At 68.5% G+C, this 21,826-nt stretch carries 23 protein-coding genes and 1 tRNA gene; 19 read left to right on the top strand and 5 right to left on the bottom strand.

Annotated elements, in window-relative coordinates; translation table 11 throughout:
* Positions 1–8 precede the first annotated feature (8 nt).
* The 5 genes from prcB to AB0L70_RS06515 are packed head-to-tail and all read left to right on the top strand — an operon-like array spanning position 9 to position 4,900.
* Positions 9–851: a proteasome subunit beta gene (gene prcB, locus AB0L70_RS06535; protein ID WP_363680711.1), complete on the top strand. Its 843-nt coding sequence runs from the start codon at positions 9–11 to the stop codon at positions 849–851.
* A gap of 37 nt (positions 852–888) precedes the next feature.
* Positions 889–1,749, top strand: a complete 861-nt coding sequence (prcA, locus tag AB0L70_RS06530) for a proteasome subunit alpha (RefSeq protein WP_363680709.1) — start codon at positions 889–891, stop codon at positions 1,747–1,749.
* Complete coding sequence (locus tag AB0L70_RS06525) at positions 1,746–2,318, top strand: NUDIX hydrolase (RefSeq protein WP_363680707.1); 573 nt, start codon at positions 1,746–1,748, stop codon at positions 2,316–2,318. The genes prcA and AB0L70_RS06525 overlap by 4 nt, the downstream gene beginning before the upstream one ends.
* Positions 2,319–2,330: 12 nt before the next feature.
* A complete protein-coding gene (locus tag AB0L70_RS06520) occupies positions 2,331–4,058 on the top strand; it encodes a beta-N-acetylglucosaminidase domain-containing protein (protein WP_363680705.1) in 1,728 nt (575 codons plus the stop codon).
* Positions 4,055–4,900 carry a bifunctional 5,10-methylenetetrahydrofolate dehydrogenase/5,10-methenyltetrahydrofolate cyclohydrolase gene (locus AB0L70_RS06515; protein WP_363680703.1) on the top strand — a complete coding sequence of 282 codons (846 nt, stop codon included), beginning with the start codon at positions 4,055–4,057 and terminating at the stop codon, positions 4,898–4,900. Before AB0L70_RS06520 ends, AB0L70_RS06515 begins: the two co-directional genes overlap by 4 nt.
* Before the next feature lies 1 nt (position 4,901).
* Here the strand turns inward: AB0L70_RS06515 and AB0L70_RS06510 are convergent, their stop codons facing one another.
* Positions 4,902–5,726, bottom strand: coding sequence for a phytanoyl-CoA dioxygenase family protein (locus AB0L70_RS06510; protein WP_363680701.1), 825 nt, complete (start codon positions 5,724–5,726; stop codon positions 4,902–4,904).
* A 65-nt stretch (positions 5,727–5,791) separates the two neighbouring features.
* Between AB0L70_RS06510 and AB0L70_RS06505 the strand changes: the two genes are divergently transcribed.
* The 7 genes from AB0L70_RS06505 to AB0L70_RS06475 all read left to right on the top strand — a co-directional run bounded on the left by AB0L70_RS06505 (position 5,792) and on the right by AB0L70_RS06475 (position 11,201).
* A complete protein-coding gene (locus AB0L70_RS06505; protein WP_363680699.1) occupies positions 5,792–6,727 on the top strand; it encodes a helix-turn-helix domain-containing protein in 936 nt (311 codons plus the stop codon).
* Positions 6,728–6,759: 32 nt separating this feature from the next.
* Complete coding sequence (gene aroH, locus AB0L70_RS06500; RefSeq protein WP_363680697.1) at positions 6,760–7,128, top strand: chorismate mutase; 369 nt, start codon at positions 6,760–6,762, stop codon at positions 7,126–7,128.
* Between the two features lie 29 nt (positions 7,129–7,157).
* Positions 7,158–8,222: a prephenate dehydrogenase gene (locus tag AB0L70_RS06495; RefSeq protein ID WP_363680695.1), complete on the top strand. Its 1,065-nt coding sequence runs from the start codon at positions 7,158–7,160 to the stop codon at positions 8,220–8,222.
* A gap of 38 nt (positions 8,223–8,260) precedes the next feature.
* The gene (gene cmk, locus AB0L70_RS06490; RefSeq protein ID WP_363680693.1) at positions 8,261–8,947 is read left to right on the top strand and encodes a (d)CMP kinase; all 687 of its coding nucleotides are present in this window, start codon (positions 8,261–8,263) and stop codon (positions 8,945–8,947) included.
* Positions 8,944–9,672 (top strand): lysophospholipid acyltransferase family protein, encoded by a 729-nt coding sequence (locus tag AB0L70_RS06485; protein ID WP_363680691.1) that lies wholly within the window; start codon positions 8,944–8,946, stop codon positions 9,670–9,672. Before cmk ends, AB0L70_RS06485 begins: the two co-directional genes overlap by 4 nt.
* On the top strand, positions 9,665–11,044 hold the full coding sequence (der, locus tag AB0L70_RS06480) for a ribosome biogenesis GTPase Der (RefSeq protein WP_363680689.1): 1,380 nt from the start codon (positions 9,665–9,667) through the stop codon (positions 11,042–11,044). Before AB0L70_RS06485 ends, der begins: the two co-directional genes overlap by 8 nt.
* Before the next feature lie 80 nt (positions 11,045–11,124).
* Positions 11,125–11,201, top strand: a tRNA-Pro gene (locus tag AB0L70_RS06475).
* 39 nt (positions 11,202–11,240) lie between these two features.
* On the opposite strand, the gene AB0L70_RS06470 is transcribed toward AB0L70_RS06475, so the two are convergent.
* Both AB0L70_RS06470 and AB0L70_RS06465 read right to left on the bottom strand, forming a co-directional pair.
* Positions 11,241–13,415 (bottom strand): MMPL family transporter, encoded by a 2,175-nt coding sequence (locus AB0L70_RS06470; RefSeq protein WP_363680687.1) that lies wholly within the window; start codon positions 13,413–13,415, stop codon positions 11,241–11,243.
* 87 nt (positions 13,416–13,502) lie between these two features.
* The gene (locus AB0L70_RS06465; RefSeq protein ID WP_363680685.1) at positions 13,503–14,051 is read right to left on the bottom strand and encodes a helix-turn-helix domain-containing protein; all 549 of its coding nucleotides are present in this window, start codon (positions 14,049–14,051) and stop codon (positions 13,503–13,505) included.
* Between the two features lie 117 nt (positions 14,052–14,168).
* On the opposite strand from AB0L70_RS06465, the gene AB0L70_RS06460 reads away from it, so the two are divergent.
* Entirely contained in the window at positions 14,169–15,113 is a 945-nt protein-coding gene (locus AB0L70_RS06460; RefSeq protein WP_363680683.1) for a trypsin-like peptidase domain-containing protein, read from the top strand.
* On the opposite strand, the gene AB0L70_RS06455 is transcribed toward AB0L70_RS06460, so the two are convergent.
* The gene (locus AB0L70_RS06455) at positions 15,110–15,646 is read right to left on the bottom strand and encodes a GNAT family N-acetyltransferase (RefSeq protein WP_363680681.1); all 537 of its coding nucleotides are present in this window, start codon (positions 15,644–15,646) and stop codon (positions 15,110–15,112) included. The genes AB0L70_RS06460 and AB0L70_RS06455 overlap by 4 nt on opposite strands.
* A gap of 23 nt (positions 15,647–15,669) precedes the next feature.
* Between AB0L70_RS06455 and AB0L70_RS06450 the strand changes: the two genes are divergently transcribed.
* On the top strand, positions 15,670–16,296 hold the full coding sequence (locus tag AB0L70_RS06450; protein ID WP_363680679.1) for a tetratricopeptide repeat protein: 627 nt from the start codon (positions 15,670–15,672) through the stop codon (positions 16,294–16,296).
* A gap of 4 nt (positions 16,297–16,300) precedes the next feature.
* On the opposite strand, the gene AB0L70_RS06445 is transcribed toward AB0L70_RS06450, so the two are convergent.
* Positions 16,301–16,960: an MBL fold metallo-hydrolase gene (locus tag AB0L70_RS06445; protein ID WP_363680677.1), complete on the bottom strand. Its 660-nt coding sequence runs from the start codon at positions 16,958–16,960 to the stop codon at positions 16,301–16,303.
* Positions 16,961–17,170: 210 nt separating this feature from the next.
* Between AB0L70_RS06445 and uvrA the strand changes: the two genes are divergently transcribed.
* From uvrA to AB0L70_RS06420, 5 genes are all read left to right on the top strand, one after another.
* Positions 17,171–20,212 (top strand): excinuclease ABC subunit UvrA, encoded by a 3,042-nt coding sequence (gene uvrA, locus AB0L70_RS06440; protein WP_363680675.1) that lies wholly within the window; start codon positions 17,171–17,173, stop codon positions 20,210–20,212.
* 253 nt (positions 20,213–20,465) lie between these two features.
* Positions 20,466–20,804 carry a hypothetical protein gene (locus AB0L70_RS06435; RefSeq protein WP_363680673.1) on the top strand — a complete coding sequence of 113 codons (339 nt, stop codon included), beginning with the start codon at positions 20,466–20,468 and terminating at the stop codon, positions 20,802–20,804.
* 16 nt (positions 20,805–20,820) lie between these two features.
* The gene (locus tag AB0L70_RS06430) at positions 20,821–21,126 is read left to right on the top strand and encodes a hypothetical protein (RefSeq protein ID WP_363680671.1); all 306 of its coding nucleotides are present in this window, start codon (positions 20,821–20,823) and stop codon (positions 21,124–21,126) included.
* Position 21,127: 1 nt separating this feature from the next.
* The gene (locus AB0L70_RS06425) at positions 21,128–21,514 is read left to right on the top strand and encodes a DUF6507 family protein (RefSeq protein WP_363680669.1); all 387 of its coding nucleotides are present in this window, start codon (positions 21,128–21,130) and stop codon (positions 21,512–21,514) included.
* Positions 21,511–21,810, top strand: a complete 300-nt coding sequence (locus AB0L70_RS06420; protein WP_363680667.1) for a hypothetical protein — start codon at positions 21,511–21,513, stop codon at positions 21,808–21,810. The genes AB0L70_RS06425 and AB0L70_RS06420 overlap by 4 nt, the downstream gene beginning before the upstream one ends.
* The last annotated feature ends 16 nt before the right edge of the window (positions 21,811–21,826 follow it).

Below are 21,826 nucleotides of genomic sequence, written 5' to 3'. Positions count from 1 at the left end.
ACCGCTAGATGACTTTCGATGCCTCCGGCCGGTTGCCGGAAGCCTTCCTGACCCCAGGTGGCTCGTCGTTCATGGACTTCCTGGCCGGGCACGCGCCCGACCTGTTGCCGGGACGGCGCAGCCTGGGGCAGGCCGACTTCTCCGCCGACGTCCCGCACGGTACGACGATCGTCGCCGCCACCTTCCCCGGTGGCGTCGTGATGGCCGGCGACCGGCGCGCCACCATGGGCAACGTGATCGCCCAGCGTGACATCGAGAAGGTGTTCCCCGCCGACGAGTACTCCGCGGTCGCGTTCGCGGGCACGGCCGGCTTCGGGATCGAGATGGTGCGGCTGTTCCAGGTCGAGCTGGAGCACTACGAGAAGCTCGAGGGCGCCACGCTCAGCCTCGACGGCAAGGCCAACCGGCTCAGCGCGCTGATCCGCGGCAACCTGGCGATGGCCATGCAGGGCCTCGCGGTGGTGCCGTTGTTCGCGGGCTACGACCCCGACATCAAGGGCGGCCGGATCTTCTCCTACGACCCGACCGGCGGTCGGTACGAGGAGCACCACTTCCACAGTGTCGGCTCGGGTTCGGTGTTCGCCCGCGGCGCGCTGAAGAAGCTCTACCGCGACGACCTGTCCGTGACGGACTGCGTCACCGCGGTGATCCAGTCTCTGATCGACGCCGCCGACGACGACTCGGCGACCGGTGGTCCGGACATGTTGCGGCGGATCTTCCCGGTCGTCGGTGTGGTCACCGCCGACGGGTACCAGCGCCTGCCCGAGGACGAGGTCGCCACGATCGTCGACGCGGCCTGGGCCGAGCGGCACCACCGGCCCGACGGCCCGGCCGCCGCGAAACTGACCTGATCCCGATCGACCGACTGATTAGAGGACGACACCTTCGATGAGCGTTCCGTTCTACGTCTCGCCCGAGCAGCTGATGCGGGACCGGGCCGACTTCGCCCGCAAGGGCATCTCCAAGGGCCGCAGTGCGATCGCACTGCAGTATGCCGACGGCATCCTGTTCGTCGCGGAGAACCGCTCGCCCGCGTTGCACAAGGTGGCCGAGATCTACGACCGGATGGCGTTCGCCGCCGTCGGCCGGTACAACGAGTTCGAGAACCTGCGGATCGCCGGCGTCCGGCTGGCCGATATGCGGGGGTACTCCTACGACCGGCGTGATGTCACCGGCCGGGCCCTGGCCAACGCGTACGCGCAGACGCTCGGCGCGATCTTCTCCTCCGGCGGTGAGAAGCCGCTCGAGGTGGAGATCCTGGTCGCCGAGGTCGGTGCCGGCACGGCCGACGACCAGATCTACCGGCTCACCTACGACGGCTCGATCGCGGACGTCCGCGGGTACGCCGTGATGGGTGGACCGGCCGAGCAGGTCGCGGAGTACGTCGGTGAGCACTTCCAGGAGGGCATCTCGCTGTCCGGCGCACTGCGCCTGGCCGTCGATGCCCTCGGCCACGACGGCACCGAGGTCCGGGAGCTGACCTCGGACCAGATCGAGGTCGCCGTACTGGACCGGACCCGGACCCAGATGCGCAAGTTCAAGCGGATCTCCGAGGAGACCCTGACGCGCATCCTGTCCGAGTCGAAGCCGGCCGAGGAGGCCACCGCGACCGCCGAGTCGACCGACGGTGACGCCAAGGCCGAGGACGGCTCGGCGGCAACGCCGGCCGACGACGCCCCGGTCGCGCCGCCGGCGGACGATGCACCGATCGCCCCGCCGGAGAACCCCGAGGACGACCGGCCACTGTGAGCGCGGAGGTGCGGCCCGGTGACCCGGTGCCGTGGCAGCTCCTGGGTGAGGAACCGGGTTTCAAACGGTTCCTCACCGTCAAGCTGCGGCGGTACCGGTTGCCGGACGGTCGCGAGGTCGAATGGGACGTGTTCGGCCCGGAGTCCGAGGACGGCATCACCGCAGGAGTCACGGTGCTGCCGCTGACCCCGGAGGGCCGGATCGTCACCGTCCGCATGTTCCGAGCCGGTCCGGACCGGATCGTCACCAACCTGCCCGGTGGTCTGGTCGAGCCGGGGGAGGAGCCCGCACTCGCCGGGGTGCGTGAGCTCGAGGAAGAGACCGGCTACACCTGCGAGTCGCTCGATCTCGTCGGCTGGCAGTGGTCGTCCGCGTCCTCGACGTTCCGCAAGTACGTCGCGATCGCGCGCGGCTGTCGCCCGGACGGGAAGCAATCGCTCGACGAGACCGAGGACTGCGTCCCGGTCGAGCTCACCGTCGACGCGTTCCGCACCGAACTCCGGACCCCCGGTGCCATGACCGGCATCGATGCTGCATACCTGGCCCTCGATCACGCAGGGCTTCTCTAGGAGAGAGTTGCCATGACGCCTGAGCCTCAGGAGATCACCCGTCGCGACGATGGCGTCGACCTCGGCGACACAGTCGGGCTGGTGCACGGTCCGGCCACCGACCCGGACGCCGAGCGCGTCGTCCGCGAGACGCTGACGGCGGCCGGCGTACAGACGATCGTGGACGGCGAGGCCGCCGTGACCGTGCGACTCGGTGCCGATGCTGACGGGCTGCCGGCCGAGGGGTACGTCGTTTCCGTCGGCGACAACCAGATCGTCTTGGCCGGTGCCGATCCGCGCGGGACGTTCTACGCCGCGCAGACGCTCGCACAGCTTGTCCAGGGCAACCATGTGGACGGCGTCGAGATCCGTGACTGGCCGACGATGCGGTACCGCGGCTCGATCGAAGGCTTCTACGGTACGCCGTGGTCGCATGCCGACCGCCTCGATCACCTCGACTACCTCGGCACGCACCGGATGAACACCTACGAGTACGCGCCGAAGGACGACCCGTACCACCGCGAGCAGTGGCGCGACCCGTACCCGGCCGACAAGCTGGCCGAGCTCGGTGAGCTGATCGAGAGATCCCTGCGGAACAAGGTCGACTTCACCTTCGCGCTGTCGCCCGGCCTCTCGATCCGCTACACCGACGACGGCGACTTCCAGGCGCTGCTGGCGAAGTTCGAGGCCCTGTACGCGCTGGGTGCGCGGGCCTTCAACGTCGCGCTCGACGACATCGAGTACGAGAAGTGGCACTCGAGCGAGGACGAGGAGAAGTACGGTCCCGGCGGAGGCGGGGCGGGGCACGCGCAGAGCGACCTGCTGAACCGGATCCAGCGGGAGTGGGTCGCGACCAAGCCGGATCTCGCGCCGCTGCAGATGGTCCCGACCGAGTACTACAACGTGGACGAGACGCCGTACAAACAGGCGTTGCGCGAGCAGATGGACAGTGCGGTGGTCGTGCACTGGACCGGGATCGGCGTCGTACCGGAGCAGATCACGAGCGCACAAGCGGCCGAGGCGAAGGCCGTGTTCGGGCACGACATCCTGATCTGGGACAACTATCCGGTCAACGACTACGCACACGCGCGGATCCTGCTCGCGCCGTACAGCGGCCGCGAGCCGGGCCTCGCCGACCAGGTCGTCGGCGTGATCTCGAACCCGATGAACCAGGCCGGCGTCAGCAAGCTCGCGCTGTACTCGTTCGCCGAGTTCGGCTGGAATCCGGCGACGTACGACGAGGATGCGTCCTGGCATCGTGCGATCGCCGAGCGGGCCGGGGGAGACGCGGAGACCATCGCGGCGCTCGAGGTCTTCGCGGACCTGACGACGTACGACGGCAAGCTGCACCTGGTCAACGCGCCGGTACTGGCCGCGAAGACGGCCGCCTTCTGGGAGACCTGGCGGGCGGGTGATCTGGCCGGTGCCATCGCCGACCTCGAGCCGTACTTCGAGGCGATCGAGAACGCTCCGGCAACGATCCGCGACGGCGTCTCCGACCCGTCCTTCGCCGATGAGGCCGGGGCCTGGCTCGATGCGTCCTTCCTCTGGGCCCAGGCGTTGCGCACGTCGCTCCGCCTCCTCGAAGCGGTAGCCGAAGGCAACAGCTCGGACGTGGCCACCACCCGCGACCAGATCAACCACCTGGTCACCCAGGCCGAGTCGATCCGCGACACCCGACTGCCGCACTCCACCACCCACCCGCGCATCGGCGACGGTGTCGTCGATGCCTTCCTGAAACAGGCCATCGAGACCGCATGACGACAGCTGAACTGATGATCGGGACCGACCTCGCCGCCGAGATGGTGGCGAAGGCGGCCGACCGAGCGAAGACCTTGCAGGAGAAGACGGGCGTGCAGCCGTGCCTGGCGACTGTGCTCGTCGGGGATGACCCGGCGTCGGCGACGTACGTCCGGATGAAGCAGAACCGGTCGAAGAAGGCCGGTATCGGCTCGCAGAGCGTCGTACTGCCCGCCGAGACGACCACCGAGGAGCTGGTGGCGGAGCTGACCAGGTTGTCGGAGGATCCGGCGGTGCACGGGATCCTGCTGCAGCACCCGGTGCCGGCGCAGATCGACGAGCGGGCCGCGTTCGAGGCGATCGATCCGGCCAAGGACGTCGACGGTGTGACCATGCGGTCGTTCGCAGCGATGGCCTTCGGTGACCCGGGGTTCCGATCCGCGACGCCGGGCGGGATCATGCGGCTGCTGGAGGCGTACGACGTACCGATCGCCGGCGCGCACGCGGTCGTGATCGGTCGCAGCCCGATCCTCGGCAAGCCGGTCGGCATGTTGCTGCTGGCATCGAACGCGACCGTCACCTACACCCACTCCCGGACCGTCGACCTGCCCGCGATCGTGCGGACCGCGGACATTGTGGTGGCCGCAGTTGGCAAGGCGAACTTCGTCCGCGGCGACTGGCTCAAGCCGGGCGCGGTCGTGGTCGACGCCGGCTACAACGAGGGCAACGTCGGCGACGTCCACTTCGAGGAGGCGGCGCAGGTCGCCCGGCTGATCACGCCGGTCCCGGGCGGGGTCGGACCGATGACGATCTCGCTGTTGCTGGAGCAGACCGTCGACGCGGCCGAGGCGCAGACGCTCTGAGTCAGCGGTCGCACCCGCCGTCCTTGTCCCGGCGGGAGTGCGGCCGGGCCAGATCGTCGAGGCCCTTGTAGGCATAGGGATCGGTGCCGGCCACCATCACGATGTCGCGGTAGTCGTGCTTGCCGACATGGACACCGGACGGCACGGTCTGCCAGGGGAGCAGCGACTCGGCGCTCATGTAGTGGTTGGCAAGGGCGCGGCGGAGTCCGCGCCGGGTGGTGTTCGGCAGCGATCGGTGCAGGAGATAGCCGTTGAAGATCACCGCCGACCCGGCTGGTACCTCGACCGGGACGGCGTCGTCGTCGGAGTACGGGAAGTCGAACAGCTCGACCGTGCAGTCGAAGCGGGGATCGTCCTGCTCCCGGTCGGGATAGAGGACGCCGCGGCGATGGGAGCCCGGCAGGACCCAGAGGCAGCCGTTCTCGATGGTGGCGTCGTCGAGCGCGATCCACACCGCGGTCAGTGACCGGTCCCTGGTCGGGATGAAGAACTCGTCCTGGTGCCAGGCCTGACCCGGCTTGCCCTCGGACTTGATGAACAGCATCGACTGCATGGCTTTGACATTGGGCCCGATGATCGCGGTCAGGGCGTCGACGATCCGGGGCGCGTGCAGGGCGGCGAGGGCCTCGTCGGACACCTTGTGCGGCTGATGGATACACAGGTACTGGCGCAACACGTCATCGGCAGGCTCAGCCGGACCGCCTTCGACGGGGCCGAGATCACCACGGCAGAGTTGCTCGGCCGCGGTGCGCAGCGCGGTGACCTGCTCGGGTGGCAGCGCCTGGTCGAGGACGAGGAAGCCGTCTCGCTGGTACGACTCGATCATCTGGCCACCCTCTCAAGGCAGATCGAGCCGGCCAATGTCGCGGGCAAGCGCTCTACTATCTGTTTGTGACATCCCGACCGCCGGTGATGAGCGTGAACTCCGTGGTCCAGGTCGCCGATTATGCGCCCGGTGCAACCTACGGACCGCGGACGCTGGTGAACTACGAGCTGCTGTGGATCCTCCACGGTTCGGCGCAGTGGCGGACCGAGGTGTACGACGACGCCGGCGTCCACCGGGCGACGGTCGAGGAGACGTTGCGCCCGGGCACGGTGGCGTTGGCCAGGCGAGGGAATCGGGACTCGTATATCTGGGACTGTGATCGCCGGACGCGGCACGCCTACGTCCACTTCCAGATCGAGGACTTCGGCGTACTGGGCGAGCCGTCGAATTGGCCCTCGGTCCGGGCGATGTCCGATCCGGGCCTGCTCGATGAGCTGTGCACCTACTTGCTGGATCTGGCCGACGTACCGTCGTCGTCGGTCCGGGGGCATAGCGACAGGCTCGTGGCGACGATGCTGGAGGTCTTCGTGAGCGCACCGGCGGATCCGGCGCGGGCGGAGCTGCCGGATGGTGTCCAGCGTCTGGTCGATCATGTGGCGGCAGCGTGGGCCGAGAGCGGACCACGGATCATCCCGGTCCCGGAGCTGGCCACGGCTGCGAGCCTGTCGGCGGGACACCTGCACCGGATCTTCCGTGAGCGGTACGGATGCGGACCGGCGTACGCGCTGGATCTGGTCCGGCTGGTCTGCGCGGCCAGTGCGTTGCTGCGCACCAACGCGACGATCGCCGAGGTCGCGTCCGACTGCGGCTACAGCAATCCGTACCACTTCTCCCGCCGTTTCTCCCAGGCGTACGGCGAACCGCCGGGAACGTTCCGGCGGCGACGGCAACTGTCCGACCCGCTCGCGCCGGTCCGGGCCGCGGGTCTGCTGCCGGTGGCCCGGCGGCTGCTCGCGGCACAATCCGAGACGGCTGTCCACTCCTTGACTACTTTGGCCTAGGGTTGGGGGAGACGATCTAAGGAGGCGGGCACGTGGCGGTACGGGCGATCCGGGGTGCCACCCAGCTCGACCGGGACGAGCGCGAGCACCTGCTCGAGCGGTCCGCGGAGCTGGTGCGGGCGGTCCTGGAGGCGAACGATCTGGAGAACGAGGATCTGATCAGCATCCTGTTCACCGTCACGCCGGACCTGCATTCGGAGTTTCCCGCGGTCGCGGGCCGTCAGATCGGGCTGACCGACGTACCGCTGATGTGCATGCAGGAGATCGCCGTACCGCACGCGCTGCCGCGGGTGGTCCGGCTGATGGTGCACACCGAGACCGTGCGGTCCCGCGAGAAGATCCAGCACGTCTATCTGCATGGGGCCGTTGCGCTCCGTCCGGATCTGACCGGCGCCCAGTGATGTCCCAGTGATGTCCCGGGGATGGCGCAGTGAGTGAGCTGCGCGGCCCGGTCCGGATCGTCGGCACCGGCCTGATCGGTACGTCGATCGGCCTGGCGCTGGCCCGGTTGGGCGTCGTGGTCGAGCTCGTCGACGCCGACCCGGACAACGCGCTGATGGCCGAGCGGATCGGCGCCGGGTCGCGGCTGGTCCAGATCGAGCCGCAGCTGGTCGTGGTCGCCGTACCGCCGGACCATGTCGGCACGGTGATCGCCGAGCAGCTCGAGCAGACCGACGCGGTCGTCACGGACGCCGCGAGTGTGAAGTCGAAGCCGCTCACGGACGCGCGCCGCCTGAGCGGCGACGTCAGCCGGTACGTCGGGGGCCACCCGATGGCAGGCTCCGAGCGGAACGGGCCACTCGCCGCCCGCGCCGACCTGTTCGACGGCGCGACCTGGGCGATCACGCCGCACGAAACCAGCGATCCGGAGGCCGTCGAGCTGGTTCGGCGACTGGCCGAGGCGGCCGGCGCGCGGACCGTCGAGCTGTCGGTCGAGGACCATGATCTCGGCGTCGCCCGGGTCTCCCACCTGCCGCATCTGATGTCGGCGCTCGCAGCGGGCACGCTGGCCGATGCGCCGAGCTCGCACCTGCAGCTGTCCGGCCAGGGTGTCCGCGACGTCACCCGGATCGCGGCCGGCGACCCGAAGCTGTGGACCCAGATCGTGTCCGCGAACTCGACCGCGCTGACCGGCCTGCTCGAGCAGATCCGCGGCGAGCTCGACCGGCTACTCGTTGCCCTAGGCAAGGAAGAGGCGGCCGACGAACTCACCTCGATCCTCGGGCAGGGCGTCTCGGGTGCGGTCCGGGTGCCGGGTAAGCACGGTGCGCCGCACATCGATCTGGTCACCGTTCTGGTCACGATCCCCGACCGGCCGGGGCAGTTGGCCCGGTTGTTCGCGGACGCGGCCGAGTCCGGTGCGAACGTCGAGGATCTGCGGATCGATCACAGTCCGGGCCGGCCGGTCGGTGAGGTCGAGCTCGCGGTGAAACCGGGTTCCGTCGATCAGCTGGTCGACGTACTCACCGAGCGCGGTTGGGTCGTGCACCGGTAGGTTCCTGCTTTGTCCCTGCCCGCAGGTAATCTCAGGGCATGATCATCGCTGTGGACGGCCCGAGCGGCTCCGGCAAGTCGAGCACCGCACGAGGCGTCGCCAGTCGGCTCGGCCTGCGCTTCCTGGATACGGGGGCGACGTACCGCGCGGTGACCTGGTCGGCGATCCAGCACGGCCTCGATCTCGACGACACCGCCGCCGTCGCGCAGCGGGCCCGCGAGCTGCGGCTCGAGGTCAGCACCGACCCGGTCCAGCAGTTCGTCATCGCCGACGGCACCGATGTGACGGTCGCGATCCGGGAGCCGGGGATCAGTGAGACGGTTTCCAAGATCGCCACCAACCTGGACGTCCGCAAGGAGCTGATCCGGCGCCAGCGCGAGATCATCGACGACGCGCAGCCGAGCGGCGGGATCGTGGTCGAGGGTCGCGACATCGCGACCGTGGTCGCCACCGACGCGGAGCTGAAGGTGCATCTCACTGCCGATCAGGAGGCGCGGATGGCCCGCCGCGGCGCCGAGTTGGCGGCCGGCTCGGTCACCCAGGAGCAGCTCCGCGATCAGATCGTCCGCCGGGACGCCGACGACTCGACGGTGTCGGAGTTCCTGGTCGCGTCCGACGGCGCAGTCACCATCGACTCGACCCATCTGTCCCTGGAGGAGGTCATCGACGTGATCAGCAGACTCGCGAAGGAGGCCGAGGCGGCCCCGCGCGCCCAGGAGTCATGACGGCTGAGCTGACCGGGCGGGCCGAGCTGCCCCGCACCGATGACCTGCCCCGGCTGCCGTATCGGTTCGCGCTGCCGGCGCGGAAGGTCGCCAAGCCTTACTTCCGTCGGCGCTACCGATTGACCGTGCATCACGAGGAGCTGTTCCCGCGCTCAGGTCCGGTGCTGATGACGCCGAACCACCTGAGCCTGCTGGACGGGCCGCTGCTGGGCGCGATCTCGCCCCGGATGTTGCACCAACTCGGCAAGATCGAGGCGTTCGGCGGTCTGCAGGGCTGGTTGCTGCGCCGGTTCGGGCAGATCCCGATCGACCGGCGCTCGTACGACCCGCTCGCGATCCGGCAGTCGATCAAGGTGCTGCGCGACGGCCGGGTGCTGAACATCTACCCGGAGGGGACCCGCGGTCCGGGCGACTTCGCCCGGATCCGGCTCGGGGCGGCGTATCTGGCCATGGTGACCGGCGCGCCGATCCTGCCGGTCGTCCTGCTCGGGACCAGGCTGCCGGAGGGGGATGTGGAGGGCTTTCCGCCCGCCGGGAGCCGGATCGACGTGGTCTATGGCGAGACCTTCACGGTTGACCGCGTACCCTTTCCCAGGAGGCATTCCGACGTACGAGCGGTTGCCGACCAGATCGGCGACGTGCTGAGAGCCCACCTGAGGGCGGCCGTCGAAGCCACCGGCCACCCCCTCCCGGGCGTGCCAGACAAGAAGGACCCTGATGAGTGACCTGCCCACCGGCTACGACTTCGCCGAGCCTACGCACGACCGTGAAGACACCGGGCCGCTGCCCGTGCTCGCGATCGTCGGCCGGCCGAATGTGGGCAAGTCCACGCTGGTGAACCGCATCATCGGCCGCCGCGAGGCCGTCGTCGAGGACACCCCGGGCGTGACCCGGGACCGGGTTTCGTACGACGCCAACTGGTCCGGCCGTGGCTTCACCGTCGTCGACACCGGCGGCTGGGACCCGGACGCGGTCGGCATGGCGGCCCTGGTCGCCGGTCAGGCCGAGGTGGCGATCAACGCGGCCGACGCGGTCCTGTTCGTGGTCGACGCGACCGTCGGGATCACGGATGCGGACGAGGCCGTCGTCCGCGTACTGCGGAAGTCCGGCAAACCCGTCGTCCTCGCGGCGAACAAGGTCGACGACCAGCGGGTCGAGGCCGAGGCGATGAACCTGTGGAGCCTGGGGATCGGTGAGCCGTTCCCGGTCTCCGCGATGCACGGCCGCGGCACCGGCGACATGCTGGACGCCGTACTGGCCGCGCTGCCCGAGGCGCCGCCGGAGCGCGACCCCGAGACCGGAGGACCGCGCCGGGTCGCGATCGTCGGCAAGCCGAACGTGGGCAAGTCCTCCCTGCTGAACAAGGTCGCCAAGGAGGACCGCGTCGTCGTCAGCGACGTCGCCGGTACGACGGTCGACCCGGTGGACGAGCTGATCACGCTCGGCGGCCAGGAGTGGCGGTTCATCGACACCGCCGGCATCCGGCGCAAGGTGAAGAACTCCCAGGGCCACGAGTACTACGCCTCCCTGCGGACCAACGCGGCGATCGAGCGGGCCGAGGTCGTGGTGGTCGTGATCGACGCGTCCGGGCCGATGACCGAGCAGGATCTACGGATCATGAACTCGGTCGAGGAAGCCGGCAAGGCGCTCGTGATCGCGTACAACAAGTGGGACCTGGTCGACGAGGACCGCCGGTACTACCTGGAGAAGGAGATCGACCGCGACCTGGTCCAGTTCCGCTGGGCACCGCGGGTCAACATCTCTGCCCTGACCGGGCGCCACATGGAGAAGCTGGTTCCCGCGATCGAGGCCGCGCTGGACGGCTGGCAGACCCGTGTCCCGACCGGCCAGCTGAACGCGTTCCTGGGCCGGCTCGTCGCCGCCCACCCGCACCCGGTCCGGTCCGGCAAGCAGCCCAAGATCCTCTTCGGCACCCAGGCCACCACGATGCCCCCCACCTTCGCGATCTTCACCTCCGGCCAGATCGAGGCGTCGTACCAGCGCTTCATCGAACGCCGCCTGCGCGAAGACTTCGGCTTCGTCGGCAGCCCCATCCATGTCCAGATCCGGGCCCGCCAGAAGAACAAGAAACGCTGACCGAACACCCCGCGACCCGGTCAGAACCATTGGCCGGGATGGGGTAGGGTTTACCCGTTCGCCTCTCCGGAGCCGGACAACGGGCTGTGGCCTAGCCGGGTAAGGCGCCTGTCTGGGGGACAGGAGATCCCGAGTTCAAATCTCGGCAGCCCGACCACTGAGGGGCATCGGTGTGAACCGATGCCCCTCGTCGCGTTCAGTGGACGTCTGCTAGTTGCTTCTCTTCGGGCTCTTCGTCGACGTGCAGGCTCTCGCCTTCGATGTCTACCTTCGGGGTGATGCGGTCGAGCCACTGGGGGAAGTACCAGGCTCGGTTGCCGAGGAGGGACAGGACCGCGGGGACCAGGGTCATCCGGACGACGAAGGCGTCGATCAGGACGCCGATGGTGAGGCCGAAGCCGATGGCCTTGATGATCGGGTCGTGGACCATGATGAAGCCCGCGAACACCGACGCCATGATCAGCGCGGCCGCCGTCACCACCCGGGCGCCGTGACCGAGGCCCTCGATCGTCGCTTCGGTCGCCTGCTTGCCGTGGACGAACTCCTCGCGGACCCGGGACACGATGAACACTTCGTAGTCCATCGCCAGCCCGAACAGCACGCCGAGCATGATGATCGGCAGGAAGCTGACCAGCGGGCCCGGTGAGTCCACCCCGAGCAGCGATGCGCCCCAGCCGAGCTGGAACACCGCGACCGTGATGCCGAACGTCGCACCGACCGTCAGCACGAACCCGAGCGTCGCCTTCAACGGCACGAGCAGCGACCGGAACGCCAACAGCAACAGCAAGAACGACAGTCCGATGACCACCAGCAGGTACGTGGGAAGCGCGTCGGACAGCTTGTTCGACACGTCGACACCGACCGCGGTGTTACCCGTCACCGAGATGCTCGCGTCGCCGGTGGCGAGCGGCTGGATCGCGGAGCGCAGGTTCTTGACCAGCTCCGAGGTCTCTTCACTGGCCGGCCCGCTCTTTGGGATCACCTGTACCAACCGGGTCGCCCCGTCCTGGCTCGCCGCCGCGGGCTGGGCCGCTACGACATCCGGGATGCCTTGCGACTTCGCCAGTACCTGCTTGACCAGCGCGTCGGACGTCGCCGCATTGTCGGTCTTCACCACAACGATGAGCGGACCGTTGGCGCCAGGCCCGAACGCGCTGGCGGTGAGGTCGTACGCCACCCGCTGGTTCGTACCAGCCGCGGCCGAGGCGCCATCTGGAAGCGCGAGTTGCATGTCCTTGACCGGGATCGCCAGGAAGCCGAGCCCGATGATGCCGACGGCAACGATCGGCACGCGCAAGCGGGTCACGAACCGGCCCCAGCGGAACCCGAATCCTTCCGCCGGCGCTACGTGCGCCGGAGCCTTGCGGATCTTGCGGGGGAGGATCCGGTTGCCGACGAACCCGAGCATGGCCGGTAGCAACGTGAGCGCGACCAGCACAGCAGTGAGGACAGTGGCGGCCGCAGCGAAGCCCATCGCGGTCAGGAACGGTACGCCGACAACGCTCAGCCCGGCCAACGCGATCACGACCGTCGCACCCGCGAACAACACCGCCGAACCCGCCGTCGCGGTCGCGCGGCCAACGGACTCCTCCGGATCCATGCCGGCGGCAAGCTGGGTCCGGTGCCGTGAACTGATGAACAGCGCATAGTCGATACCGACCGCGAGCCCCAGCATCAAAGCCAGGATCGGAGCGGTCGACGACACATCCGTGAACGCGGTGACGATGAACAGTCCAGCCATCCCGGCCAGTACGCCGAGCAGCGCGGTCAGCAACGTCATCCCGGCCGCGACGAGCGACCCGAACGTGACGACCAGTACGACGGCCGCGACCGCGACACCGAGCACCTCGGTGGCACCGATCTCGGGTACGCCGCCGACCACCTGGCCGCCGGGGACGACCTTGAGATCACCGGTGCTGAGTCCGCTCAGACCGTCGTACGCCTCGGTGCTGTCCTTGGTGAGTTCGTCGGCCGGTTTGTCGAACTGGACGCTGATCAGCCCCGTCGTACCGTCCGGGCTGATCGCCTTGCTGGTGAAGGGATCGATCGCGCCGATCACCTCGGGCACCTTCGCGACCTTGGCGACGGTCGCGCCTACCGCGGCCTTCACGGTCGGGTCGGCGAGCGTCTTGCCGTCGGGTGCCTTCACGACGACCGTCGCGGAGGCGCCGCTCGCGGCGGGCAGCTCCTGCTTGAGGGCGTCCAGAGCGCGCTGCGACTCGGTGCCCGGGATCGAGAACGTGTTCGCGGTCTTGCCTCCGAGCGTCAGCGCACCGACGCCGAGCAGGACCAGGAACAGCACCCAGACGGCGGCGACGAGGCGCCGGCGTTGGTAGGAGAACCGGCCGAGCCGGTACAGCAGTGTGGCCATCTGGGAAGTCCGTTTCGGTGGGTACGGCTTTCGGGCAGCGTGAACCGTCCGCCGGCGATCAGTGCCGGTGGCCGGAGGTCGGTCAGGTCAGTCGCGGCCGAGCAGTCGCCGGAGGGCGATGTCGCAGAGTCTTCGGAGTTCTTCGTCGGTGCGTTCGCCGGGATGCCGGCACTCGCCGAGCAGGCCGTTGACGGCGAACTTGGCCAGGTCGTGCTCGAGCGGGTCGTCCGAGCCGGCCATCAGATCGATCAACCGCATGCCGTTCGCGACCAGAGCGGCGACCTCGGGCATCTCCTCGATCACCGGGATGATGTCCTGCAGTACGTCGGTGACGCCGCGGTGCACGACCGCGAGGTCGATGAACGCCTGGATGGCGAACTCCTGCGCCTCGGCCCGGTCCATCGCGCTGCCTCGGGCGACGATGCCGGCCAGGTCGACCGAGGCTGGGTCGAGGACGGCGGCCAGGACGGCCGGCTTGCCGCTGAAGTGGTAGAGCACGGTCGCCTTGGAGCAGCCGGCCGCGGTCGCGATGTCCTGCAGCGACGTCGCGTTGTACCCCTTGACCTGGAACAGGTCGTTCGCCTGCCGCACGATCTCGTGCCGGGTGCGCTCCCGGGCGGGGGTGGTGAGGGCCATGTCAGCCATCATCCTGACCGATCGGCCAGTTTTCAACCGATCGGTCAGGATTGTGGCTCGCCTCACTGTCTGGCCGACATTTGCTTGCGGTGTAATCCTGTAATCGGGAGGCTTGCGATGGCTGATGAGGTTGCGGGAGACGACGTGCTGGATGCCTACTCCCGAGTGGTCTCGGGAGTGGCGGAACACTTGATCCCGCGGGTGGCGAGCCTGCGGATCCACAGCCGGCACGGTGACTCGTCCGGGTCGGCGGTGGTGCTGACCGGTGATGGGCACCTGCTGACAAACGCGCATGTGGTCGGTGACGGCGAGGAGGCGGCCGCCGAGTTCGCGGACGGTACGGCGGCACAGGCCCGGGTGGTGGGGGTCGACCGGCTGTCGGATCTCGCCGTACTGCGGGCCGATCGGGCGATCCCGGATCCGCCGGAGTACGGAGATGCGGATCAGCTGAAGGTCGGGAACCTGGTGGTTGCTGTCGGCAACCCGTTGGGGCTGGCCGGGAGTGTGACGGCTGGGGTCGTGAGTGCCCTCGGGCGGTCGTTGCCGGTGCGGAGTGGGCAGGCGCAGCGGATCATCGAGGACGTGATTCAGACCGACGCGGCCTTGAATCCGGGGAACTCCGGTGGTGCGCTTGCCGACGGCAACGGGCGGGTGATCGGGATCGCTACCGCGGTCGCTGGGATCGGGCTTGGATTGGCTGTCCCGATCAATCCGACCACGCGGCGGATCATCTACTCGCTGCTGCATGACGGCCGCGTGCGCCGCGCGTACCTGGGTCTGGTGACGACACCCGCTCCGCTCCGGCCGGCGTTGGCTGAGCGCTTCGATCAGCGGACCGCGCTCCGGGTCGTGGAGGTGATCGCCGGCAGTCCGGCGGCTGAGGCCGGCCTTCGTCAGGGGGACCTGGTCCTGGCCGTTGACGGCACTCCGCTGCGGGATGCCCAGTCGTTGCAGCGTCAGCTCTTCACCGAGGCGATCGGCCGTCGGACCGAGATCACGGCCATCCGCAACAACGCGCTCGTGGACGTCATCGCGCATCCGACCGAGCTGACCGACCGCTAGGTCAGCGCGGCTCGCAGGAGTACTCCGGAGCCTGGTTGGAGTGGGGCTTTGGGGAAGGTGAAGTTGCGGGTTACCTCGCTGAACCCGAACCTCACGTGGAGGTCGAGGGTTGGGGCGTTGGCGAGGTTCGCGAAGTAGTAGATGTGGTCGGCGCGGGTCGCGGTCCATCGCATCCGCGCCTGGGTGAGCAGGTCGCCGATGCCGTGGCGACGCCACTCGGGGGCGACGATCAGGCCGATGAGGTAGTAGCCGGACGGCGCGGTGGTCGGCGGGTCGGTGGGGGAGACCTGGTGGCGGATCACTGCGGCGTACCCGATGACCTCGCCGTCGACGCAGGCGACGACCGTGTGCCGGTCCGGGTTCGCGAGGTCGGCGACGAGCAGTTTCCTGCGGTCAGCCGCCGGCCCACCCGTGCGGGTGACGATCAGCGCTGCGCAGGCGTCTAGATCCTCATCCCGCGCGGGCCGGATCTCGACCGGCGTACCCAGTTCCTGCCGTTCGACGTCCGGCTGGTAGTCCGCGAAGTTGGTCACCACCACACCCTAGGATCAACCGGGTGGAGAACAGGGTGCAGGAGCTGTACGAGCGGGCGATCTTCAACGGCGAGTACGACGGCCTGACCGAAGCCGACCGTGCTTTGGACGCGGTCGAGGCGGACCTCCTGGTGCAACGCGGCCGCATCATGCACTGCCGCTTCTTCGAGGACCGGGTGGAGAACCCCGACGAGCTGCCGGCCTTCGAGCGGGCGGCCGAGCTCTACCGCGGGGTGGGCGACCAGCGGGGCGAGGGTGAGGCCCAGTTCTGGATCGGCTGCTTCCATCACGTCATCCGCGGCGACACCCCGACCGCCGTCCGCCACTTCACCACCGCAGCCGACCTGGCCCGCGAGACCGGCGACGACCTGACCCTCTCCTACGCCCTCCGCCACCTGGGCATCGCCGCTCACTCCGCCGGCGACCTCGACACCGCCAAGGCCCTACTCGAGGAGTCCACAGAACTCCGCCGCGCTCTCGGCTTCACCGCCGGCGTCGCCGCCAACCTGGTAGGCCTCATCTACCTGGCCATGGCCCAGTCCCGCCCCGACGACGCCCACAAACTCGCCGACGAGGCAGCCGGGCTCGCGGCCTCAGTCGGCGCCACGAAGGTCAGCGAGGACATCGAAACGGCCCGCGCCCAGATCTGACGAGTTACCAGCCGCGTTCGCGCCATTCGGGGAGGTGGGGGCGTTCGGTGCCGATGGTGGTGTCGGAGCCGTGGCCGGGGTAGACCCAGGTTTCGTCGGGGAGGGTGCCGAAGAGTTTGGTCTCGACGTCGTTGACGAGGGACGTGAAGCGCTCTGCGTCACCCTGGGTGTTGCCGACGCCGCCGGGGAACAGGGAGTCGCCCGTGAACACGTGCGGCGGCCCGTCCGGGTCGTCGTACACGAGAGCGATGGAGCCAGGCGTGTGGCCGACCAGGTGGATGACGCGCAGGCTGCTGTTGCCCACGGAGATGTGGTCGCCGTCGTCGACGTACTGATCGGTCGGTACGCCGATGCCCTCGGCGTCGTGCCGGCCGGCGACCGTGGGGGCGCTGGTCCGGGCGACGACCTCGGCGAGAGCCTCCCAGTGGTCCTGGTGGCGGTGCGTGGTGATGATGCGGGCGAGTCCGCCGTCGCCGATCACGGCGAGCAGCGTGTCCGCGTCGTTGGCCGCGTCGATCAGGACCTGTTCGTCGGTCTGCCGGCAGCGCAGCAGGTAGGCGTTGTTGTCCATCGGCCCGACCGCGACCTTGGTGATCATCAACTGCGCCAACTCGTGTGTCTGCGCCGGACCGCCGACCTTGACGTTCCCGTGGTACTCCGCCATGAGCCCTCCCAGCTGTCGGTGTTACCGCCGATCCTTGCACTCCGGACACGTCAGGTCACATCCGGCCGGGTTTGCCAAACCCGGGGTGCACGATCGAATATACTTTCGAAGTGAGCGCAGGAACCGGCAGCGGAAGTTTTTGTCGGTGGGCCTCGTTAGCATGACCGGGCATGTCCCGCATACCCCTCGAGAACGGCTGAGAGTGAGCTTGTGTCTGACCGTCTGATCGTGCGCGGAGCGCGTGAGCACAACCTGAAAGACGTCTCGGTCGACCTGCCGCGGGACGCCATGATCGTCTTCACCGGCCTGTCCGGGTCCGGCAAGTCCAGCCTGGCCTTCGACACGATCTTCGCCGAGGGCCAGCGGCGGTACGTCGAGTCACTCTCGGCGTACGCACGGCAGTTCCTCGGTCAGATGGACAAGCCGGACGTCGACTTCATCGAGGGTCTGTCCCCGGCCGTCTCGATCGACCAGAAGTCCACCTCGCGGAACCCGCGCTCGACCGTCGGCACGATCACCGAGGTCTACGACTACCTCCGGCTGCTGTATGCACGCGCCGGCCGGCCGCACTGCCCGGAGTGTGGTGAGCCGATCGCGCGGCAGACCCCGCAGCAGATCGTCGACCGCGTGCTGGAGCTCGAGGAGGGCACCCGCTTCCAGGTCCTGGCGCCGGTCGTCCGCGGCCGCAAGGGGGAGTATCTCGACCTGTTCCGCCAGCTGAGCGGTCAGGGCCTGTCCCGCGCCCGGGTGGACGGCGAGACGATCCAGCTGACCGATCCGCCCAAGCTCGACAAGCAGAAGAAGCACGACATCGACGTGGTCGTCGACCGGCTCGCGGTGAAGGAGTCTGCCAAGCGACGGCTGACCGACTCGGTCGAGACCGCCCTCGGTCTCGCCAGCGGTCTGCTCGTCCTGGACTTCGTCGACCTGCCGGACGACGACCCGCACCGCGAGCGCCGGTTCTCCGAGAAGCTCGCCTGCCCGAACGATCACCCCCTGGCGATCGACGAGCTGGAACCACGCTCGTTCTCGTTCAACTCGCCGTACGGCGCCTGCCCGGTCTGCACCGGTCTCGGCACCCGGATGGAGGTCGACCCGGAGCTGCTGATCCCGGATCCGTCGAAGTCACTCGACGAGGGCGCGATCCAGCCGTGGTCCGGTCAGAACGTCTCGCAGTACTTCGAGCGCCTGCTCGGGGCGCTGGCGAAGGACCTGAAGATCAAGACCAGCACGCCGTTCGGCGAGCTGCCGGCGAAGGCGAAGAAGTCGCTGCTGACCGGCCACGACAAGCAGGTCCACGTCTCCTACCAGAACCGCTACGGCCGTGAGCGCTCGTACTACACGACCTTCGAGGGCGTGATCCCGTACGTCGAGCGCCGGCACGCGGAGGCGTCCAGCGACACCGGCCGGGAGCGCTTCGAGGAGTACATGCGCGAGGTCCCGTGCCTGGCCTGCAACGGCGCGCGGCTGAAGCCGATCTCGCTCGCGGTCACGCTCGGCGGCAAGAACATCGCCGAGATCAGCGCGATGTCGATCGACGAGGTGCACGACTTCCTGGTCCAGATGGAGCTGTCGCCGCGGGAGAAGCAGATCGCGGAGCGGGTGGTCAAGGAGATCGGCGAGCGGCTGCGGTTCCTGCTCGACGTCGGTCTGGACTACCTGGCGCTGAGCCGGCCGGCGGGCTCGCTGTCCGGTGGTGAGGCGCAGCGGATCCGGCTCGCGACCCAGATCGGTTCCGGCCTGGTCGGCGTGCTGTATGTCCTGGACGAGCCGTCGATCGGCCTGCACCAGCGGGACAACCGGCGGCTGATCGAGACCCTGGTCCGGCTCAAGGAGCTGGGCAACACCCTGATCGTCGTCGAGCACGACGAGGACACCATCGACCACGCGGACTGGGTGGTCGACATCGGCCCGGGTGCCGGTGAGCACGGCGGTCAGGTCGTCGTCTCCGGCACGGTCGAGGATCTGCGCAACCACCCGGACTCGATCACCGGTCAGTATGTGTCCGGTCGCAGGGAGATCCCGATCCCGGCGGTCCGGCGGCCGCTCACCGAGGGCCGCGAGCTGACCGTGTACGGCGCCCGCCAGAACAACCTCCGCGACATCGACGTGACGATCCCGCTCGGCGTGTTCGTCGCGGTCACCGGGGTCTCAGGGTCGGGCAAGTCGACGCTGGTCAACGACATCCTCTACACGTCGCTGGCCCGGCAGATCTACGGCGCCCGCGCGGTCCCGGGCCGGCACACGAAGATCTCCGGCATGGAGCTGGTCGACAAGGTCATCCACGTCGACCAGTCGCCGATCGGACGTACGCCGAGGTCGAACCCGGCGACGTACACCGGGGTGTGGGACCACGTCCGCAAGCTGTTCGCGGACACCCCGGAAGCGAAGGTCCGCGGGTACCAGCAGGGTCGGTTCTCGTTCAACGTCAAGGGCGGCCGCTGCGAGGCCTGCTCGGGCGACGGCACGCTCAAGATCGAGATGAACTTCCTGCCCGACGTCTACGTGCCGTGCGAGGTCTGCCACGGCGCCCGGTACAACCGCGAGACGCTCGAGGTGCACTACAAGAGCAAGACGGTCGCGGACATCCTGGACATGCCGATCGAGGAGGCCGCGGAGTTCTTCGCGGCGATCCCGGCGATCTCACGGCACCTCAAGACCCTGGTCGAGGTCGGCCTCGGGTACGTTCGGCTCGGGCAGCCCGCGCCGACGCTGTCCGGTGGTGAGGCGCAGCGCGTGAAGCTGGCCTCCGAGCTGCAGCGGCGCTCGACGGGGCGGACGGTCTACGTGCTGGACGAGCCGACGACCGGTCTGCACTTCGAGGACATCCGCAAGCTGCTCGGTGTCCTCAGTGGCCTGGTGGACAAGGGCAACTCGGTGCTGGTCATCGAGCACAACCTGGACGTCATCAAGACCGCGGACTGGATCATCGACCTCGGGCCGGACGGCGGTCGCCGCGGCGGGACGCTGGTCGCGGAAGGTACGCCGGAAGAGGTCGCGGCGAACTCGGCGTCGTACACGGGTGAGTTCCTGGCGGAGATCCTTGCCGGCCGGGCCGCCAAGCCGAGCGCGAAGCAGCAGGCCGCGGCAGCGAAGCAAGCCCCGGCCAAGAAGGCAGCGGCGAAGAAGACGGCGGTCAAGAAGACCGCAGCCAAGAAAACGACTGCGGCGTCGGCCAAGAAGACAACTGCGGCGACAAAGAAAACCGCTGCCAAGAAAGCTACATCAACGCGCAAACGCGTCGCGAGCTGAATGCTGTTGCATTACAGCTGAATTGAGATGTGCGGGGCGTCGGCTAACAGCCGGCGCCCCGCACTGCGTCTGGGCGGCGGTAGTGGTAAGGCACAGGCCTGCCGGTACGGCAAGGTTTCCATCAGGATCGAAATGCTTGCCGATATCAAGCATTTTGGAGTAGGGATTCGCCTGCCCTGTAGGCGGAACGAGGTGACCCGGAGATCCGTCTATCGTTGTGTTGCGGCGTGAATCCATTGCGAAGGAGAGAGTTGTGACCGGACGTTGGGACATGGGTCAGGAGACCCTGAGCCAGCTGGCCAAGAAAACCTCGAGCGGGACCCAGGACCTCGGTGGTCTGGTCAAGCAACTGGTCGCCGCGGCGCAGCCGCTGGAAGGCAAGATGAATGGCGCCGGCAAGCAGATGTTCGACGCCTTCAAGGCGAATGTCGACAACATCGCGGCCGACCTGAACGCCGGGATGGGCCGCATCACCGAAGGCCAGTCCGGCATGGACACCGCGTTCCGCGGTGGTGACACCGAGATGGCCGACACCGCCAAGAAGAACCAGGGAGCCGCCGACTTCGACGGCGCCCGGTTCGGCAAGCGCTGAGAGAGAGGATCCGACGATGGCGAACCGCAACAGTTACGACACCGGCGCCTCGGGCGAGGTGCAGGCGACCATCAAGCGACTGTCCGGGCAGATCGAGGCCCTCATCGCCGGTCACCGCCGAAATGTGCAGGCGGCACTGGCCGACGCGTCGGCGGGCGCCGTGACCGATGCCTACCGAGCGGTCGAGGGCCGATTCGACAAGGCTGCCAACTCGACGCTGTCCGTCATCGCGGCGCTGGAGTCGACGATGGCTGCCAACGACGTGACCGCTGCCGCCACGATGAAGAAGGCGCAGTCGGCGGTCGACAACATCGGCGGCTGACGTGGACTGGGACATCGACCCGCAGGGCGTGATCACCGTCCTGAAGAAGACCGAGGCGGCGGCGACGCCGCTGGACGACCTGGTCAAGAACTACGGGACGACCTTGAACGACCTGATGCAGGGGTTGGGCAAGCCGCCAGCGGATCTCGGGGCGCTGCAGTTGGTGGCCGCTTCGCTCGGCGAGTTCGCCGTGCATTGGCAGCCCAGTCTCGAGTCGTCGATCAAGCAGATCGGCGCCTCGATGACCGGTGCCGTCAACGCGACGACGGCGTACCAGAACGGTCAGGTCGAGATGGCGCAGAACGCGCAGCGGGCGGCCGCCAACGGCGAGATTCCACCGCCGCCGGGCTCCGCGCGCCGCAATCACGGCGGGAACCGGGCCGAATGACGGAGCAGCAGCCGACGGACGCCGTAGGGACCGACGGACAGTCGGTGTCCGAGGCCGAGGGTGTCGCGGGCCGTGCTCGGTTGGCCGACTGGCTGAGTCGGCAGGATCCGGAGTTCCCGGTGAGTGCCGACGAACTCGCGGCCTGGTCGGTCGAGCGGCGGGCGGAGTTCCTCGTGTTCGTCCCGCCGGGTTACGCCAACCAGGTCTTCCTGGTCGCCGATCACGGCATCAGTTCGTTCGCACCCAGCCAGCAGCGACTCGACGACGTACTGGCTGCCGCTCGAGCGCAGCGCTGACCATCGCCGTCCCGTC

Source organism: Kribbella sp. NPDC051952 (assembly GCF_040680855.1).
In the GTDB taxonomy this organism is placed as follows: Bacteria; Actinomycetota; Actinomycetes; order Propionibacteriales; family Kribbellaceae; genus Kribbella.
Note: the sequence above shows the minus strand (reverse complement) of the source record. Positions and strands in the feature narration are given on the sequence as shown.

What these genes read in the sequence shown, in the direction of transcription:
- prcB (WP_363680711.1), top strand. Translation starts at nt 9, where the DNA reads ATGACTTTCGATGCCTCCGGCCGGTTGCCGGAAGCCTTCCTGACCCCA.
- prcA (WP_363680709.1), top strand. Translation starts at nt 889, where the DNA reads ATGAGCGTTCCGTTCTACGTCTCGCCCGAGCAGCTGATGCGGGACCGG.
- AB0L70_RS06520 (WP_363680705.1), top strand. Translation starts at nt 2,331, where the DNA reads ATGACGCCTGAGCCTCAGGAGATCACCCGTCGCGACGATGGCGTCGAC.
- AB0L70_RS06515 (WP_363680703.1), top strand. Translation starts at nt 4,055, where the DNA reads ATGACGACAGCTGAACTGATGATCGGGACCGACCTCGCCGCCGAGATG.
- AB0L70_RS06510 (WP_363680701.1), bottom strand. Translation starts at nt 5,726, where the DNA reads ATGATCGAGTCGTACCAGCGAGACGGCTTCCTCGTCCTCGACCAGGCG.
- cmk (WP_363680693.1), top strand. Translation starts at nt 8,261, where the DNA reads ATGATCATCGCTGTGGACGGCCCGAGCGGCTCCGGCAAGTCGAGCACC.
- AB0L70_RS06485 (WP_363680691.1), top strand. Translation starts at nt 8,944, where the DNA reads ATGACGGCTGAGCTGACCGGGCGGGCCGAGCTGCCCCGCACCGATGAC.
- der (WP_363680689.1), top strand. Translation starts at nt 9,665, where the DNA reads ATGAGTGACCTGCCCACCGGCTACGACTTCGCCGAGCCTACGCACGAC.
- AB0L70_RS06470 (WP_363680687.1), bottom strand. Translation starts at nt 13,415, where the DNA reads ATGGCCACACTGCTGTACCGGCTCGGCCGGTTCTCCTACCAACGCCGG.
- AB0L70_RS06465 (WP_363680685.1), bottom strand. Translation starts at nt 14,051, where the DNA reads ATGGCCCTCACCACCCCCGCCCGGGAGCGCACCCGGCACGAGATCGTG.
- AB0L70_RS06460 (WP_363680683.1), top strand. Translation starts at nt 14,169, where the DNA reads ATGGCTGATGAGGTTGCGGGAGACGACGTGCTGGATGCCTACTCCCGA.
- AB0L70_RS06445 (WP_363680677.1), bottom strand. Translation starts at nt 16,960, where the DNA reads ATGGCGGAGTACCACGGGAACGTCAAGGTCGGCGGTCCGGCGCAGACA.
- AB0L70_RS06430 (WP_363680671.1), top strand. Translation starts at nt 20,821, where the DNA reads ATGGCGAACCGCAACAGTTACGACACCGGCGCCTCGGGCGAGGTGCAG.
- AB0L70_RS06420 (WP_363680667.1), top strand. Translation starts at nt 21,511, where the DNA reads ATGACGGAGCAGCAGCCGACGGACGCCGTAGGGACCGACGGACAGTCG.